The 17,297-nt window shown below is 68.3% G+C and carries 17 protein-coding genes; 8 read left to right on the forward strand and 9 right to left on the reverse strand.

Annotated features, from left to right (window positions below):
- Nucleotides 1-166 precede the first annotated feature (166 nt).
- The 5 genes from LCN96_RS56020 (at nucleotide 167) to trxA (ending at nucleotide 4,681) form a co-directional block, all read left to right on the forward strand.
- Entirely contained in the window at nucleotides 167-1,693 is a 1,527-nt protein-coding gene (locus LCN96_RS56020; protein ID WP_225270506.1) for a protein kinase family protein, read from the forward strand.
- Between the two features lie 15 nt (nucleotides 1,694-1,708).
- Complete coding sequence (sigM, locus tag LCN96_RS56025) at nucleotides 1,709-2,344, forward strand: RNA polymerase sigma factor SigM (protein WP_127937855.1); 636 nt, start codon at nucleotides 1,709-1,711, stop codon at nucleotides 2,342-2,344.
- Entirely contained in the window at nucleotides 2,334-3,278 is a 945-nt protein-coding gene (locus tag LCN96_RS56030; protein ID WP_225270507.1) for an anti-sigma factor family protein, read from the forward strand. Before sigM ends, LCN96_RS56030 begins: the two co-directional genes overlap by 11 nt.
- Nucleotides 3,279-3,423: 145 nt before the next feature.
- Complete coding sequence (gene trxB / locus LCN96_RS56035) at nucleotides 3,424-4,356, forward strand: thioredoxin-disulfide reductase (protein WP_225270508.1); 933 nt, start codon at nucleotides 3,424-3,426, stop codon at nucleotides 4,354-4,356.
- A gap of 10 nt (nucleotides 4,357-4,366) precedes the next feature.
- Nucleotides 4,367-4,681 carry a thioredoxin gene (gene trxA / locus LCN96_RS56040; protein ID WP_225270509.1) on the forward strand — a complete coding sequence of 105 codons (315 nt, stop codon included), beginning with the start codon at nucleotides 4,367-4,369 and terminating at the stop codon, nucleotides 4,679-4,681.
- Between the two features lie 79 nt (nucleotides 4,682-4,760).
- On the opposite strand, the gene LCN96_RS56045 is transcribed toward trxA, so the two are convergent.
- Complete coding sequence (locus LCN96_RS56045) at nucleotides 4,761-5,378, reverse strand: GNAT family N-acetyltransferase (protein ID WP_225270510.1); 618 nt, start codon at nucleotides 5,376-5,378, stop codon at nucleotides 4,761-4,763.
- 155 nt (nucleotides 5,379-5,533) lie between these two features.
- Between LCN96_RS56045 and LCN96_RS56050 the strand changes: the two genes are divergently transcribed.
- The 3 genes from LCN96_RS56050 to LCN96_RS56060 all read left to right on the forward strand — a co-directional run bounded on the left by LCN96_RS56050 (nucleotide 5,534) and on the right by LCN96_RS56060 (nucleotide 9,628).
- On the forward strand, nucleotides 5,534-6,880 hold the full coding sequence (locus LCN96_RS56050; RefSeq protein WP_397351847.1) for a PLP-dependent aminotransferase family protein: 1,347 nt from the start codon (nucleotides 5,534-5,536) through the stop codon (nucleotides 6,878-6,880).
- Nucleotides 6,881-7,066: 186 nt separating this feature from the next.
- Complete coding sequence (locus tag LCN96_RS56055; protein WP_225270511.1) at nucleotides 7,067-8,026, forward strand: D-alanine--D-alanine ligase family protein; 960 nt, start codon at nucleotides 7,067-7,069, stop codon at nucleotides 8,024-8,026.
- A 555-nt stretch (nucleotides 8,027-8,581) separates the two neighbouring features.
- Entirely contained in the window at nucleotides 8,582-9,628 is a 1,047-nt protein-coding gene (locus LCN96_RS56060; protein WP_225270512.1) for a threonine aldolase family protein, read from the forward strand.
- A gap of 887 nt (nucleotides 9,629-10,515) precedes the next feature.
- Here LCN96_RS56060 and LCN96_RS56065 read toward each other — a convergent pair.
- From LCN96_RS56065 to rpmH, 8 genes are all read right to left on the reverse strand, one after another.
- On the reverse strand, nucleotides 10,516-11,478 hold the full coding sequence (locus LCN96_RS56065) for a ParB/RepB/Spo0J family partition protein (protein ID WP_225270513.1): 963 nt from the start codon (nucleotides 11,476-11,478) through the stop codon (nucleotides 10,516-10,518).
- A 929-nt stretch (nucleotides 11,479-12,407) separates the two neighbouring features.
- Complete coding sequence (locus LCN96_RS56070) at nucleotides 12,408-13,346, reverse strand: ParA family protein (protein WP_225270514.1); 939 nt, start codon at nucleotides 13,344-13,346, stop codon at nucleotides 12,408-12,410.
- Between the two features lie 137 nt (nucleotides 13,347-13,483).
- Nucleotides 13,484-14,158, reverse strand: a complete 675-nt coding sequence (gene rsmG, locus LCN96_RS56075; RefSeq protein WP_225270515.1) for a 16S rRNA (guanine(527)-N(7))-methyltransferase RsmG — start codon at nucleotides 14,156-14,158, stop codon at nucleotides 13,484-13,486.
- 437 nt (nucleotides 14,159-14,595) lie between these two features.
- Entirely contained in the window at nucleotides 14,596-15,084 is a 489-nt protein-coding gene (locus tag LCN96_RS56080; protein WP_225270516.1) for a Jag family protein, read from the reverse strand.
- 20 nt (nucleotides 15,085-15,104) lie between these two features.
- Nucleotides 15,105-16,055 carry a membrane protein insertase YidC gene (gene yidC, locus LCN96_RS56085; RefSeq protein ID WP_225270517.1) on the reverse strand — a complete coding sequence of 317 codons (951 nt, stop codon included), beginning with the start codon at nucleotides 16,053-16,055 and terminating at the stop codon, nucleotides 15,105-15,107.
- Nucleotides 16,056-16,059: 4 nt separating this feature from the next.
- Nucleotides 16,060-16,341, reverse strand: coding sequence for a membrane protein insertion efficiency factor YidD (gene yidD / locus LCN96_RS56090; protein ID WP_225270518.1), 282 nt, complete (start codon nucleotides 16,339-16,341; stop codon nucleotides 16,060-16,062).
- Complete coding sequence (gene rnpA, locus LCN96_RS56095; protein WP_404823925.1) at nucleotides 16,338-16,679, reverse strand: ribonuclease P protein component; 342 nt, start codon at nucleotides 16,677-16,679, stop codon at nucleotides 16,338-16,340. Before rnpA ends, yidD begins: the two co-directional genes overlap by 4 nt.
- Before the next feature lie 80 nt (nucleotides 16,680-16,759).
- Nucleotides 16,760-16,897 carry a 50S ribosomal protein L34 gene (gene rpmH / locus LCN96_RS56100; RefSeq protein ID WP_020547366.1) on the reverse strand — a complete coding sequence of 46 codons (138 nt, stop codon included), beginning with the start codon at nucleotides 16,895-16,897 and terminating at the stop codon, nucleotides 16,760-16,762.
- Nucleotides 16,898-17,297 lie beyond the last annotated feature (400 nt).

Below are 17,297 nucleotides of genomic sequence, written 5' to 3' on the forward strand. Positions count from 1 at the left end.
AGAACGCGGGCGGAATCTTCTCGGCACTACCATGGAGCCCGACACGCGCGAATGGAAGCAGGAGGGGCGTGGGCGGATCCACCCGGCATAGCGTGCCTTCGTGGGACACGGCCACGCAGGTGAGTCGAACCATGAGCACGCCCGATCGGCCAAGCGGAGTGAGCCAGTGAGCAGCACGTCGGCCGTCGAACCCGGCACCCGTCTCGCCGAGCGCTTCCGGCTGGAGGACCGCGTCAGCGAGTCCGACGGCGCCACGTTGTGGAAGGCGATCGACGAGATCCTTGCCCGTCCCGTCGCGGTGCACACCTTCGCCCCCGACTTTCCCCGCGTCCACGAGGTCGTCACGGCCGCCCGCGCGGCCAGCCGGCTCACGGACCCGCGCCTGACCCAGGTGTTCGACGCCGCCGAGGACGACAAGAGCGCCTACGTCGTCAGCGAGTGGGTCACCGGCGAGACCCTGACCGACCTGCTGGCCAACGGGCCGCTGGAGCCCGAGCGGGCCGCGGGGCTGGTGGCCGAGGCCGCCGAGGCGCTCGCGCACGCCCACGAGGCGCAGCTCTACCACCTGTGCCTGCGCCCCTCCCACCTGATGTGGACCAACGGCAACACGGTCAAGGTGCTCGGCGTGGCCGTGGACGCGGCGATGTGGGGCCTGACCACCGACCAGCCGGCGCTCGACGACGCCGAGGGGCTCGGCCGGCTGCTGTACGCGGGCCTGACCGGGCACTGGCCCGGCGACGAGGAGGAGGGCGGCCTGCCCGCCGCCCCCATGACCGACGGCCACTTCTGCACGCCCCGCCAGGTGACCGCGGGCGTGCCCAGCTACCTCGACACGGTCACCGTGCGGGCCTGCCTGCCGGAGTCGCGCCGGGGCCAGGGCGCGCTGTCCAGCCCGGCGGAGGTCGCCGAGTCGCTGGCCGACGTGGCCCGGCCGATGCCGATCCCGATCTCCTACCCCTCCACCCCCGCGGTCGCCTCGGCCTCCCACACCGAGGGCCTGGACATCGCGCACCGGCAGAAGGCGGCCCCCATGCCGCCGCTGCCGCCCGTCACGATGCCGCAGCACCGCCCCTCCGGCGGCGGGGGGAGCACCCTCAACCGCGTGCTGATGACGCTGGTGGTGCTGCTCGTCATCGCCGCCGTCGGCGTCGGCGCCTGGACGATCGGCCGCAGCCTGGGCAGCCCGACCGCGTCGCAGCCGGCCACCGCCGCTCCCACCTCGACCAAGTCGGCCACGGTCGCCGTCGACGCCGTCAAGCCGAAGAACGCCAAGGGCTTCGACCCGCTCGGCGACGGCGACGAGAAGAGCGACATCGCCAAGCTGGCCATCGACGGCAAGCCCGGCACGTTGTGGAAGACCGAGACCTACACCAGCGCCGACCTGGGCCGGCTCAAGGACGGGGTGGGCCTGCTGCTCGACATGGGCAAGTCCATGCCGATCAACGACGTGGTCGCCACGCTGTCCGACGCGTCGGGCGCGACCGTCGAGCTGAAGGTGGGCGACTCCCCCGAGCTCGACTCGCTCAAGACCGTGGCCACCGAGAAGAACGCCGCAGGTAAGACCACTCTCACCCCCGACAAGGCGACCAGCGGTCAGTACGTTTTGATCTGGTTTACGCGTGTTCCGACGGATGCAGGCACTTTTCATGGCACCATCTATGAGGTAGTGGTGCACTCTCCCGGATCGGCATAATCAGGAATCTCTCTTGTGAACTCCCCACCCGAGACACCCTCAGCAGCGGAGCGGCCGGCGGTCACAGACGCCGAGCTGCTGACCGCGCACATCAACGGGGATCCACACGCCTTCAGTGAAATCGTCAAAAGGCACCGCGACCGCATGTGGGCGGTCGCACTGCGTACGCTCGGTGACCCCGACGAGGCCGCCGACGCCGTGCAGGACGCCTTCGTCTCCGCATATCGCAAGGCCGCCACGTTTCGCGGCGAGGCGGCCGTCACGACCTGGCTGCACCGGATCGTGGTCAACGCCTGCCTCGACCGGATGCGGCGCAAGTCCGTCAGGCCCGTCGCCGACGACGAGCTCATCGAGGCGGCGGAGCGCGAGACCCCGCTGCCCGACCAGACCGTCGAGCGCGAGGTCTCGATGGAGGTTTCGGCTGCTCTGAAACTGCTGCCCGCCGACCAGCGGGCGGCGTTGGTGCTGGTGGACATGATGGGCTATTCAGTCGAAGACGCAGCTCAGGTGCTCCAGGTGCCGAGCGGCACCGTGAAGAGCCGATGCGCGCGGGGACGCGCGAAACTTGCCCCAATTCTTTCGCATCTGCGGAACCGTTCGGACCTCAATCGCGTCTCATCCGCGAAGGGAGCAGAACTTCGTGACGGGTGATACGCACTACGATCTGGAAATCCTCGCCGAGCTGGCAGAGGGTCTCCTGGACGTCGGCACGGCGCGCCAGGTCCGCGAGCATCTCGCGGTCTGCGACCCCTGTGGGGAGCTTCTGGCAGACCTGGCGGCGGTTCGCGAGGTGCTGGCCGCGACCCCCACACCGGCCATGCCGATGGGTGTCGCACTGCGCATCGACAAGGCCCTGGCCGCCGAGGCGGAGTCCCGGCGCGGCGGGGGTGTCGGCCTCGTGGAAACTCCGGACTGGGATGAGCTCATGCGGGACGCCCCGTGGGAGCGGCCACCGGCCGAGGTTCCGGAGCCCGTACGCCTGGGCGCCGTGGCCTCCACAGCCGACGACGTCCCCGAGATCCCCGAGCCGGTACGTCTCGGCGTGGTCTCCGACGACGGCACGATCGTCCCCGCCAGGACCCGCACCACGCGGCGCCGGCGCTGGGCGATGCCCGCGGTCGCGGCCGCGGCGGCGGCCGTCGTGGTCGGCACTGCCGTGGCCTCCACCGGCCTGCTGGCGAGCGGCGGCGACGGCGGCACGAGCGTCGCGCCACCGGTCGCCCTGCCACCGGTGCAGTCGTCGGAGCCCCCGAAGGGGCATCTGAAGGCCAGGGGCTACGCCGTGACCAACAGCGACCACAACTACAGCGACCCCGAGCTGAAGATGTCGCTGGAGAGCTTCCTGGCGCCCGCGCCGGCCGTCCTCGACACCTCCAACGGGGCCGACTCGGTCGGCAAGTGTGTCAGCGCGGTCTCCAAGCGGTCCAAGCTCGACGTGTTCGCGGTGGACCAGGGCCAGTACAACGGCCAGGAGGCGCTCATCATGGCCTCGTGGAAGCAGCGCGCCGCCAAGAAGGTCCGGATCGACGTCGTCGACCCGTTCAACTGCAAGAATTTGCGTAGGCCCGCCCTGGGCCGCTGGTAACGGACATCCGTAAAAACCCCACGTCAGAGCCCGCTTCGGCGGGCTCTTTCGTTTCTCCCCGCGTTGCCGGGTAGGGCAGGGAATCAGGGCGGCCTAGGATCTGTTGACGCCGGTGCAATCAGCAGACGAGGAAGGCGTGGGAGCGTTGAGCGACGTCCGTAACGTGATCATCATTGGTTCCGGCCCCGCCGGTTACACGGCGGCCGTCTACTCCGCGCGCGCCGAACTCAAGCCGCTCGTCTTCGAAGGCTCCGTGACCGCGGGCGGCGCGCTCATGAACACGACCGACGTGGAGAACTTCCCCGGGTTCCCCGACGGCATCATGGGCCCCGACCTCATGGACAACCTGCGCAAGCAGGCCGAGCGCTTCGGCGCCGACCTGGTGGCCGACGACGTCGTCGAGGTCGACCTCAACGCCAATCCCAAGGTCGTCAAGACGCACTCCGAGACCTACTACGCCAAGTCGGTCATCCTGGCGATGGGCTCCGGCTACCGCGAGCTCGGCCTGGACAACGAGAAGCGGCTGTCCGGCCACGGCGTGTCCTGGTGCGCCACCTGTGACGGGTTCTTCTTCCGCAACAAGGACATCGTGGTCGTCGGCGGTGGTGACACCGCGATGGAGGAGGCCACGTTCCTGACCCGGTTCGGCCGCATGGTGACGGTGGTGCACCGCCGCGACGAGCTGCGCGCCAGCAAGATCATGCAGGAGCGGGCGTTCAGCAACGACAAGATCCGCTTCGTCTGGGACTCCGAGGTCACGGACGTGCTCGGCGACACCAAGGTCGAGGCGGTGAAGCTGCGCAACGTCAAGACCGGCGAGGAGTGCGAGCTGGCGACCGACGCGCTGTTCCTGGCGATCGGTCACGACCCTCGCACTGAGCTGGTCAAGGGCCAGATCGACCTCGACGAGAACGGCTACATCAAGGTGGCCTCGCCGTCCACGGCGACCAACATCGAGGGCGTGTTCGCCGCCGGCGACGTCGTCGACCACACCTACCGCCAGGCCATCACCGCGGCGGGCACCGGCTGTGCGGCCTCGCTCGACTCCGAGCGCTGGCTCGCCAACAACGAGAAGTAAGGAGCGCACCGTGAAGGCTGTCACCGACGCCACTTTCGAGTCCGAGGTCCTCAAGAGCGACAAGCCCGTGCTGGTCGACTTCTGGGCGGAGTGGTGCGGCCCGTGCCGCCAGGTCGCGCCCATCCTCCAGGAGATCGCCAACGAGCACGGCGACAAGCTGGAGATCGTCAAGCTGAACATCGACGAGAACCCTGAAGTGCCCCGCCAGTACGGTGTGCTCCAGATCCCGACGATGAACGTCTACAAGGGTGGAGAGGTCGTGAAGCAGATCATCGGCGCCAAGCCGAAGGCCATGCTGCTGCGCGAGCTCGAGGGCATCATCTAGGACGCCCACGCGAACGCCCCCGCGGTCACCACGACCGCGGGGGCGTTCTCCTGTCCGGGTGGACGGGGCTGAGGTGGCGTCAGACGGGACGTAGCGCCCGTTCCGGGCTCATGGAGCCGAGGAGGCGTTCGAGGGCCACCTCGACGTCCTCACGCCACGAGACGGCGCTCTTCAGCTCCAGTCGCAAGCGCGGAAATCTCAAATGCGGACGAACGGTCTTAAACCCCACCGAAAGCAAGTATTCCGCCGGAACGACGCAACTAGGCTCTTCCCACTTCAGATCCCCGAAAGCTTCAATGGCCTTCACGCCGCGCCGCGTCAGGTCCTTGGCCACTCCCTGAATCAGCATCCGGCCCAGCCCGCCGCCGGAGAACTCGGGAATGATGTGCGCCGTCATCAGCAACACCGCGTCGGCGCTCACCGGCGAGGTGGGAAAGGCCACCGAACGCGGGGTGTAGAGCGGCGGGCTGTAGAGCACGAACCCCGCGGGCACGCCGTCGACATAGGCGATCTTGCCGCAGCTCCCCCACTCCAGCAGCGTGCCGGAGATCCAGGCCTCCTTCTCCAGGCCCGGATCGCCCGAGTCCACCGCTCGTTCGCCACTCATGGGGTCGAGCTCCCAGAACACGCACCTTCTGCAGCGGCGCGGAAGATCTTCGAGATTGTCCAGGGTTATGTTGACCAGCCGGCGCGACAACTACGGCCCCTATCGTTGACCCGGAAAAGCGCGCGAAAACCGCGTCTACAGGTGGCATCGTAGCCCAGTGAAGATGTCGCCACCGGACACCACGACGGTCGAGCCCGGCGACGGGCGACATGTCCGTCTGGCGTAATCTGGTATTTCGACCCGATATGACACCTAGGAGGTGGGCCGTGACTGAAGAGCTGGATCACGGTCAGACACCCGCGACCCACGGGTCGCGCATCGACGCTTACGTCGATCGGTACGCCGCGCGAGCTACCGGGATGGTCGCCTCCGAGATCCGAGCTCTTTTCGCCGTCGCATCGAGGCCCGAAGTGGTCTCGCTCGCGGGCGGCATGCCGTACGTCACGGCTCTTCCCCTCGACATGGTCGGCGAGCTGGTCTCCGACCTCGTCACGCGGCGCGGCCCCGTCGCGCTGCAGTACGGCTCAGGCCAGGGTGACCCGCACCTGCGCGAGCAGATCTGCGACGTCATGCGGCTGGAGGGGATCTCCGCCGGGGCGAACGACGTGGTCGTCACCGTCGGTTCGCAGCAGGCGCTCGACCTGATCACCCGGATCTTCATCGACCCGGGCGACGTCGTGCTCGCCGAAGGCCCCTCGTACGTGGGGGCACTCGGGACGTTCGCCGCATACCAGGCCAAAGTGGTCCATATCGCCATGGACGATCAGGGCATCGTGCCCGAGTCGCTGGCGCAGACCATCTACGCCCTGGAGACCGCCGGCGCGCCCATCAAGTTCCTCTACACGATCCCGACCTTCCACAACCCCGGCGGCGTCACCCTGAACATCGCCCGCCGCCAGCAGGTGCTCGACATCTGCCAGCGGGCCGGGATCCTCATCATCGAGGACAATCCGTACGGGCTGCTCGGCTTCGACGGCGACCCCATGCGCGCCCTGCGGGCCGACAACCCCGACGGGGTGGTCTACCTGGGGTCGTTCTCCAAGACACTGGCCCCCGGCTTCCGCGTCGGCTGGGCCCTCGCGCCGCACGCCATCCGCGACAAGCTCGTGCTCGCCATGGAGTCGGCCGTGCTGTCGCACTCGTCGTTCACGCAGCTCGCGGTGGGCCAGTACCTCGCCACGCAGCCGTGGCGCGAGCAGATCAAGACCTTCAGGGAGCTCTACCGCGAGCGCCGTGACGCGTTGCTGGACGCGCTCGAATCCCTGATGCCGCCCGAGGTCACGTGGACCCGACCTGGGGGCGGCTTCTTCGTCTGGGCCACCCTGCCGGAGGGGCTCGACTCCAAGGCGATCCTGCCGCGGGCCGTGGCCGAGCGAGTGGCGTTCGTGCCCGGCACGGGGTTCTTCTCCGACGGGAGCGGGGCGCGGCACATGCGGCTGTCGTACTGCTATCCCGAGCCTGATCGCATCAGGGAAGGGGTGCGCAGGCTGGCCGGGGTGATCGAGCAGGAGATCCAGCTGAGGGACACGTTCGGCACCGCTTCCGCCCGCGACCACCAGGGCGTCGACACGCCGGGGCCCGATCTGGCCTGAACCACCGACAGGCCGGCGTCGCGCTCACCGCGACGCCGGCCTGTTGCTGTTCCCGGCTCACGGGTTTCGGCTTTCCAGTGGAGATGGGAGGGGATCGCCGGAGAAAGCACCTCCCGTACACCATTAACCCCAGCCGCCGGTACGGTTGGACAGCCTGCCATCAGCGGCATCAGCGGAGGAGAAGTGATGAGCGATCTGGGCCACGTGCTCGTGCTGGCCGGAGGCCTCTCCTATGAGCGGGAGGTGTCTCTGCGCTCGGGTCGCAGAGTCAGCGAGGTGTTGCGCGCGGCCGGCGTCGACGTGGAGACCCGCGACACCGACGCCTCCCTCGTCCCCTCCGTCCTGGCCGACCCGCCGGACGCCGTCTTCGTCACCCTCCACGGCGGTGCCGGCGAGGACGGCGCCATCCGTTCCGTCCTGGAGCTCCTCAACGTCCCGTACGTCGGCGCCGATCCCGACGCCTGCCGCGTCGCCTTCGACAAGCCCACCGCCAAGGCCGTCGTCCGCTCCGTCGGCCTGCGCACCCCCGCCTCCGTCACCCTGCCCAAGGAGACCTTCCACGACCTGGGCGCCACCGTCGTGCTCGGCCGCATCGTCGAGCGCCTCGGCCTGCCCCTGTTCGTCAAGCCCGCCCGCGGCGGCTCCGCCCTGGGCGCCTCCTTCGTCCCCACCGCCGAGGAGTTGCCCGCCGCGATGGTCGGCTGCTTCGCGTACGGCGACACCGCGCTGATCGAGCGGTACGTGGAGGGCGTCGAGGTGGCGGTCTCCGTCGTCGACCTCGGCTCCGGGCCCATCGCCCTGCCCGCCGTGGAGATCGTGCCCGACGAGGGCGTGTACGACTACGCCGCCCGCTACACCGCCGGCCACACCGAGTTCTTCGCCCCGGCCCGCCTCTCGGCCGCCGCAGCCGCCGCCTGCGCCGAAACCGCCGTAACCGCCCACACGGCACTGGGCCTGCGCGACATCTCGCGGACGGATCTGATCGTGGATGCCGATGGGGTGCCGCATTTTCTTGAGGTGAATGTGGCGCCTGGCATGACCGAGACGTCCCTGTTGCCGATGTCGGCGGAGGCTGCTGGGCAGGACCTGGGTGAGCTCTGCCGGACGCTTCTCCAGAACGCCGCGTCCCGCGCTGCCGCCTCCTGAGCGGTCTGGGCTGGCGTCACGTACGCTCCCGCCCTTAGGGTGCGTTTCTTGCGCGGCGTCCGGCATGAGGCTGCGGGGGGTTGCCCCCGCACGTGTCTGCTCGCCTCCATGCGCGGGCGTACGCCACCGCAGTGGACACCGTTCACCCAGCCCCTCAGCGCCTTGGTCCTGAGCCTCGTCGTCTCTGCGTCTCAGCGCCTGCCTGCCTTCTCGAACGTGGCGCTTCCGTCTCAGCCTGCTTGCGGTGAGGCTCGCAGAGCTTCACGCCAGCCAATCGCGCACGCCAATCCCGTACGCCAGCCAATCCCGTACGCCAGCCACTCGCGTACGCCAGCCAATCCCGTACGCCAGCCAGTCCCGCACGCGAGCTCAGCCCGCCACCTCATCGCCGCCCCCCCTCGCCCACCACCACGCCGTCTCCCACCCCTCACCTCCGCCCTCCGCCTTCAACCGCCCACCCCCCTCCCCCGCGAACAGTGCGACAGGAACGCCCCACCCCCAGCCCACACCAACACCCCGCCGGCCCCACCCGTCCCCAATAAGTAGCCTTACGATGTGCTGATCGATCCGATGTACCCCAAGAGCTTCGCCAGCGACAACCACGCCGGCGTGCACCCCACCATCCTCGAAGCCATGTCCGCCGCGAACGTCGGCGACGCACCCGCCTACGGCGACGACAACTGGACATCGACCTTCGAGGAGAGAATCAAGGAATCCTTCGGCCCCACCGCCGACGGTTTCGCCGTGCTCAACGGAGCAGGCGCCAACATGGTCGGCCTCGCCCTCATGCTGGGCCGCTACAGCGCCATCATCTGTGCCGACAGCGCCCACATCGCCACCCACGAAGCGGGAGCATCGGAGCGCCTGCTCGGTGTGAAGCTCATGACGGTCCCCACCAAGGACGGCAAGCTACGCCCCGCCGACATCAAGTCGCGCCTGGGCGGCCTCGGCAACCACCACGAGTCCCAGCCCGCCGTCGTCTCCATCACGCAGACCACAGAACTCGGCACCACCTACTCCCCCACCGAGATCGCCGCCATCGCCGACGCAGCACACGAGTCAGGACTCCGCCTTCACCTGGACGGCGCCCGGCTCGCCAACGCGGCCGCCTTCCTCGACTGCGACCTGAAGGCCACCACCACGGACGTCGGCGTGGACGTCTTCAGCTTCGGCGGCACGAAGAACGGCGCACTGGCCGCAGAGGCCGTCGTCGTCCTCGATCCGTCCCTGGCACACGCCGTCCCCTTCCTCCGCCGCCAGTCCCTCCAGCTCGCCTCGAAGATGCGCTTCATCTCAGCCCAGCTCTCGGCTCTCCTCACGAACGACCTCTGGCGCCAGAACGCCGCTCACGCCAACGCGATGGCCATGCGCCTGGCGAACGGTCTCGCGGACATCCCGGGGATCTCACTCGCGCACCCGGTCCAATCCAACGCCGTCTTCGCCACCCTCCCGATCACTGTCGCCGAGTCTCTCCGCCAGCGCTACCTCTTCCACTACTGGGACGAGGCCGCAGGAACCGTACGCTGGATGACCGCCTTCGACACCACCCCGGAACAGGTGGACGACTTCCTCGACGACATCCACAAAGCCGCCGCCCTCTAAGGGCCGAGGGATTCTCGCCACGCTGACCCTCATGTTTCACGTGAAACGCATCCCGCCGAAAGAGGCCCCCCTTGGCGCGCATGGGCGCAGCCCGGCCAACACTCCCTTGATGACGGTGTTTCACGTGAACCCCGCGCCACGACCAGCGACCGAGCGGCCCGCACAGAGCTTCGTCAGCACGACGGGGCGGCCCAGCGGATGAACCGTCCCCAACATGCCCGCCCGACGATCACCCGCCAGCAAGGGACCCATTCTCCTGTTTCACGTGAAACAGAGCTACGGCCGAGACAGCTGCGAGCCGCCCTCTGGATGCGATCGCTGCCAGCGAGTCCTTCCGCGCTGCGCCACAACGCCGCGTCTCAACGTCCGCCCGCGCCCGGGTCTCAAGTCCGCGTTACGCGCCCACGCGCCCGCGCCTCAATGTCGGCCCCGCCCCTGAGCGGGCAGCGCCCGCTCCGCTTCCGAGCGACAGACAGGGCGCGCCTCAGGCGAAGGGGGCTGCCGCCTCACGGAGCCGCCTCACGGAGCCGCTTCACGAAGCCGCCTCACGAGGCTGCTTCACTGAGACGCGCCTGCACCGGCCGCGCCACGCCCATGCGTACCCCTCGCTAACTCCGCCACCCCCACTCGCGCCCTGCCCAGGCCGCGCGGCTCTCACGAAGGCAACAATCCCCTGCAACGCCCAGAGCGGTGCCCCAGAAAGGTGCCCCAGAACGACGCCCCAATGCCGCCCCTCGAGGCGCCCTCAAAGGCGACGCCATCGGGAGCGGCGCACCCATGAGCGGCACATCGCCGAAGACAGCACCTCACCACCCTCAGAGAGCCCTTGTTTCACGTGAAACAAGGAGAGGCTGGCCCCTCCGCCCCCGCCCTCGCGTCCGCAGGCCTCAGCCCTCAGACTCCCGCATCGCACGGACCGCCTCCGGCGCCATGGTGCCGATGATGCGCTCCAGGTCATCGATCGTCGCGAACTCCACCACGATCCGCCCCTTCCTGCGTCCCAGATCCACCTTCACCTTGGTCTCGAAATGATCCGACAGCCGGTCGGCAAGATGGGTGAGACCAGGCGCGGTGGGCTTGGCGGCCGGACGTTCGCGCGTCGGCTTCTTGGCCGCCTTCGCGCTCCCCATCGACACGATCTCCTCCACCGCCCGGACCGAGAGCAGCTCCGCCACGATCCGCTTGGCAAGCTGGATCTGCTCTTCCGGGCTTTCGAGCCCCAGGAGAGCCCGGGCGTGACCGGCACTGATGCTGTCGGCCGCCACCTTGAGCTGAACTTCAGGCGGGAGGTTGAGCAGGCGCAGCGTGTTGGTGATGTGAGAGCGAGAGCGGCCGACCTTCCTGGCGAGCTGATCGTGGGTGGCCTGGAAGTCGTCAAGGAGCTGTCGGTACGCCGCCGCCTCTTCCAACGCGTTCAGCTGTTCGCGCTGAAGGTTCTCGATGAGGGCGTCCCGCAGCAGATCGGTGTCCTGCGTGTTGCGCACTATCGCCGGCACCGGATCGAGCCCCACTTGCTGGCACGCCCGCCAACGCCGCTCACCCATGATCAGCTCATACTGACCACCCCCGACCGACCGGACCACGATCGGCTGAAGAAGACCAACCTCCCGGATGGACGCCGCCAACTCCTCCAGGCGCTCCTCATCGAAGATCTCACGTGGCTGCCGCGGGTTCGGGACGATCGCGGAGAGAGCGACTTCCTTGAAGTACGCCCCGGCGATCGGCTTGGGCCCCGTCTCCCCCGTTGACCCGTTCGACGGGGTCGGCGCCGCCCCCGTACCGTCAACGATGGGACCGGTCGGGATGAGCGCCCCGAGCCCCTTGCCCAATCCCCGCCGCTGCTGACTCACTGCGTCTCCTCATCCACCCGGTCGATTCCGGTCACTCCAGGAGAGGTTACCGTCGCCCGCCCTGCCGGGTGCCTTCTCGCCACACACCACCCCGTTGGATTTACACCGACACGGTCACAAACCTGCCTAACTCGTGACTGAGCTCCAAGATGTGTCTGTGACGACCCGGAGAGCGAGCGAGCGCAGCGCCCCGTCCAGAGCAAGCGATGGAAGAGCTAGCGCCTCGTGCGCGCATTACGCCTGGGGGCACACTACGCCTGGGCGGGCGCACTACGCCATCGCGCGCATGGTCGCGGCCGGGTTGCGCGGCCTGGTCGCGCGCGGGTTGCTCGTCCGACTGACGGCCAGGCTGCGCGCGAGTTGCATGGCCCGCCTGCGTAGCCTGGTCGCGGGAGTTGCAGGGTCTGGTCACGTAGCGGGTGGCTCGCGCAGCCGTCCCAGGGCGGAATGCAGATGGGCGGGCGTACGTGGCCTCAAGGCAGGTCGGCACTTCAGGCAGGTGGCCACCGAAGGTCATGCGCCCTGCTGGCATGCGAGGCCCAAGCATGAGGCCCCGCAGCATGAGGCGCATGCGTGCGAAGCCGCAGGCGTGCAAGACGCAAGCATCTGAGACGCAGGCGTGGAGGTCCAAGCGTGCGAAGCCCAGACGTGAAGGGCGCCGGCGTGCAAGGCACGGGCGTGGAGGCCCAGGCATGTGAGGCTCAGGGCATGTGAGGCTCAGGGCATGTGAGGCTCAGTGCGTCCGGCATCATGCAGCAAACGGTCGCCGCATGCAACAACCGGTCGCCGGACGCACACCGCGCCCGCGCACGAAGGCACGCCCCACTGCCAGCAGCACAGCACCTGCCAGCCTCAAGCGGCCACTGACTCACCTACACGGAGAGACGAACCCGAATCTCGTGCATGGCCGGCGCGCGGAAGAAATCCCGTCAGGCGACGGTGGCGCGGTGGGCGATCTCGCGGGCGGCGTCCATGTAGGCCATCGCCCCACTCGACCCCGGATCGTACGTCATCACCGACTGCCCATAACTGGGCGCCTCCGACAACCGCACGCTACGCGGAATCACCGTGTTCAACACCGTCTCCCCGAAGTGCGCCCGCACCTCGTCCGCCACCTGCGAAGCCAGCCGCGTCCGCCCGTCGTACATCGTCAACACGATGGTCGAGAGCCGCAGCGTCGGGTTCAGGTGCGCCTTGATGAGGTCGACGTTCCTGAGGAGCTGGCCGAGCCCCTCCAGCGCGTAGTACTCGCACTGGATCGGGATCATGACCTCGTCCGCGGCCACCAACGCGTTCACGGTCAGCAGGCCGAGGGACGGCGGGCAGTCGATCACGATGTAGTCGAGGTCCACCGCGTCGTAGGCGGCCAGGGCGCGCCGGAGGCGGGCTTCGCGGGCGACCAGGGAGACGAGCTCGATCTCCGCGCCCGCGAGGTCGATGGTGGCCGGGGCGCAGTAGAGGTTCGGCATGTCGGGCACCTGCTTGACGATGTCGGCCATCGGCAAGTCGTCAACCAGCACCTGGTACACGTCCGGCACGTCACCGCGGTGCTCCGTGGCCAGGGCGGTGGAGGCGTTGCCCTGGGGGTCGAGGTCCACCACGAGGACACGCTGGCCGTGCATGGACAGGGCGGCGGCGATGTTGACCGAAGTGGTCGTCTTGCCCACGCCGCCCTTCTGGTTGGCAACGGCGATCACTCGGGTCTTGGCTGGACGCGGCCAGGAGGAGCCGTTGCCCTCACTCGAAGGCTCACCCGGCTGGGCGGCCGTCTGGGTGGCAGGTGTTTCACGTGAAACCACTGAGCTGAGGGCCTCTCGTACCAGGGGCGAATCACCGGGGTTCAGGGGGGTCTGGGTCACGTTGGCCATCCTTTCAACCAGTGGTGTGCCGGTGCCGGGAGTTTGCTGTCGCGACACGCCCATTTCAGGCCAGCCAACCCCGTGGGGACTCTCGGACCGACGGCTGCCCGGCCAGCCCAGACCGCTTGACGCGACTGGCACAACCGTCACCTCCTTCGTCGCGGCCTTGCTCGCTCCGGCGCGCGACCCGCTACCACCCGAACCAATGTTGCAGGCGGCTCGACCTTACCGTGCCCGACGGTCACAAGCTCGGCCGTTCGGGCTCCGCTGGCCCGCAATTGGGCCTCCGCCTCGGCGAGCTCGTCGGCGGCCCGCTCCCCCTTCATGGCGATCAGCTCGCCGCCCTCGCGGAGCAGCGGCATCGCCCATTTCAGGAGGCGGTCGAGCGGCGCCACCGCGCGGGCGCTGGCGACGTCGAACACGTACTTGCCGGCCAGCTCCTCAGCCCGCCCGCGCAACACCTCGACGTTGTCCAGCTTGAGCGCCTCGACGCATTCCTCCAGGAACACGGTACGACGCAGCAGCGGCTCCAGCAGCGTAACCGTGATGTCCGGTCGCACGATGGCCAGGACCAGGCCGGGCAGCCCGGCCCCCGAGCCGATGTCCACCAGCCGTACGTCCGGAGGCACGGCCTCGGCCACCACCGCGCAGTTGAGCAGGTGACGATCCCAGATCCGCGGCACCTCCCGCGGGCCCAGCAGCCCGCGGACGACACCGGGGCCCGCCAGCAGCCCGGCGAAGGCGTTGGCACGCTCCCAAGCTTCCCCGGTGAAGACGTCCCGCGCTATCTCCGGCGGCTCAGGAAGCTCATCGTCGCTCACTGGTCGGTGGCCCTTTCTGGGACCTGGCGGCCCTTGCTCGCTGTGTCGGGTGTCGGTGTCGGTTCTCGGGTGTCGAGTTCGGCGTCGGAGCTAGTCGTCGGCGTCAGTTTCGGCGTGTCGGTCGTCGGTATGGGATTCGGTTGTGGTTCGGATCAGGTCGCACCAGTGCGGACTCTCGCCCGCTTCTACAACAGCCGGCTCCGAAGCCCCGTTTCCAGGCCCCGAGCTCGGACGTGCGGTCGTGTGCTCCCCCAAGGCTACGGGGTGAGATCACAAAGGCAGACTAGCGGGCCGGGGTCAGGGAGGCCTGTGAGCGCGCCGTCAGGACGGCCTCGCCCACCTGGGAGCGCTAACACCTCCAGCCCACAACGAGAAACGGCCGCCTGCCACGCGCGACAGCGGGCAGACGGCCGGATCGGACGGCGGCGGGACGTGCCTCAGGCGGGCAGGACCACCACGTACCGCTGCGGCTCCTCCCCCTCGGACTCGCTGCGGAGCCCGGCGGCGGCCACCGCGTCATGGACGATCTTGCGCTCGAACGGGGTCATCGGCTGCAGCGCCTTCGACTCGCCGCGCTCCTTGACCTGGCTCGCGATCTCGGTGCCGAGCTTGGTCAGCTCCGCCCGGCGCCGCTCCCGGTAGCCGGCCACGTCGAGCATCAGCCGCGAGCGCTCGCCGGTCTGCCGGTGCACGGCCAGCCGGGTCAGCTCCTGCAGTGCCTCGAGGACCTCTCCCGCCGGACCGACCAGCTCCGTGCCCTTCAGGCCGACGACGGAGACCAGGGCCCGGTCACCCTCGACGTCCATGTCGATGTCGCCGTCGATGTCGGCGATGTCGAGAAGGCCCTCGACGTAGTCGGCAGCGATCTCACCTTCCTGCTCCAACGCGTTGAGATCAGGAGCCTTCTCCTGCTCGGCCTCGGTCATGGCCGGCCTCTCCTTCGTGTTCAAGACTTCTTGCTGCCGGTGCGCTTGCTGCGTGACTGCCTGCTCGGCTGCTGCCTAATGATCTTAGGCTCCGGAGGGGGCGGCGGGGCCTCTTCTTCCGGAGTGGTCTTCCGCAGTTTGGCGATCAGTCCGGGCTTGGGCTTGACCGGGATCACGTTGCCCTTGGCGTCGTACTCCGGCATCGGGTGCCGGCTGTAGAACCAGTGCTGCTGACCGAGGGTCCACACGTTGGTGGTGACCCAGTACATGATCAGACCGAGCGGGAAGTTCAGGCTGAAGAAGGCGAACAGCGGCGAGATGTACATCAGGATCTTCTGCTGCTGCGCCATGGGGTTGTCGGGCATCTGCGCCATGGAGCGGGTGACGCTCTGCCGGACGGTGAGGAACGTGGTCAGCGAGCTGACCGCGACGAAGATGCCGAGAACCACCTTGGTCTGTACGTTGCCCGCGCCGAAAGCCGCCAGGTCGTCGGCCGACATCCAGAAGTTGGCGGGCAGCGGGGCGCCGAAGATGTGCGCCTTACGCGCGCTGTCGACCAGCTCCTGCGTCATGCCGTACTTCGCGTGCCCGTTCGCCATGTTCTGCAGCACCGTGAACATGGAGATGAAGATCGGGAACTGCGCGAGGACGGGCAGGCAGCCCCCGAGCGGGTTCGCGCCCGCGCCCTGGTAGAGCGCCATGACCTCCTGGTTCATGCGCTGCTTGTCGTTCTTGTAACGCTTGCGCAGCTCTTGAACCTTGGGGGCGAGCTCCTGCATCTTCCGCGACGAGCGCATCTGCTTCAGGAAGAGCGGGAAGATCAGGATCCGCATGAAGACGGTCAGCGTGATGATCGTCAACGCCCAGGTCAGCCCGCTGTCCGGGTTGAGGACCGTGCTGAATGCAGTATGGATCCAGATGATGACTTGGGCTACGGCTTGGTACAGCCAGCTCAGCCAGGACAGCTCCACCGAGCTATCTCCCTTGCGTTTCGTGGGACCGGACCGGGCGTGGGGGCACCGGGTCAATACCTCCGGGATGGAATGGGTGGCACCGCCCGATGCGCCGGACAGTCAGCCATACGCCGCGCAATGCCCCGTGCACGGCAATCGCCTCGAGCCCATAGGCACTGCATGACGGATAGAACCGGCAGCGTGGACCGAGCAGCGGGCTGATGAACGCCCGATAGAACCGAATGGGGATGATGAGCGCCCGGGCGGCGAGGCCCGGCACCACCCCTTGCGGTTGCTCCGTCATTTTTGTCCACCCGTCGAGGACTCGCGCCGCCTGAGCAAACGATCCAGCGCGGCATCGAGCTCGGCGGCCAGGTGCTCGAATCGCGCGGACGCGGCCGGTGGGTTGGCGCGTACCACAAGCAGGCTACCTCGCGGCAGCCGATCGAGACGGTCGCGCATCAGGTGTCGGAGCCGTCGTTTGACCCGGTTTCGGGTCACGGCTCCGCCGACGGCCTTGCTCACCACGAAACCCACCAGAGGTGGCTCTTCCCCAGAAATGGTGAAATGCACCACAAGGGTCGGGCGACCGGCGCGCTTACCACGCCTGACCGCCGCCTCGAACTCCTCCCCGCGTCGCATGCGGGATTCACGGGACAGCACCGTATACGTCTAACGCCCGCCGGCGAACTTCGCCGGCGGGCTGAAATCGCGCGAGACGATCAGGCCGACAGCTTCTCGCGGCCCTTACGGCGACGAGAGGCGAGGATGGCGCGACCGGCCCGGGTGCGCATCCGCAGCCGGAAGCCGTGGGTCTTCGCGCGGCGACGGTTGTTCGGCTGGAAAGTACGCTTGCTCACGGGTGGGCTCCAGGCTTGATGGTTGCGCCACGACGGCGCTGTACACACATGGATGGCCTGCCAGTTTACGAGGGCACGCGAAATAGCCGTCGCGTGACAAGCCGACCGTCGTACGTTACGGGGCAAGCACCGTCCAGGTCAAACCGGACCGGTTATCCACCAATCCACAACCCACTTTTCCACCGGGGGCCCCACGTCCACAAGATGTGCACTCTGGTGCCACTAGGCTGTGGACAACGCTTGAACACGCCTGTGCACAAAGATACTGTCGGCCCGTCCGGCCCGCTCAAGCCCTGTGGACAGCGTGTGGATCGCCTGTGGATGGCGGAGCGGAAGCGCTGCCTCCACGTGTGGACGAAGGGGTCGCCGGCCGACGCGAGCGACCCTGCAATGTGGATAA

The sequence above is a fragment of the Nonomuraea gerenzanensis genome (assembly GCF_020215645.1).
GTDB lineage: Bacteria > Actinomycetota > Actinomycetes > Streptosporangiales > Streptosporangiaceae > Nonomuraea > Nonomuraea gerenzanensis.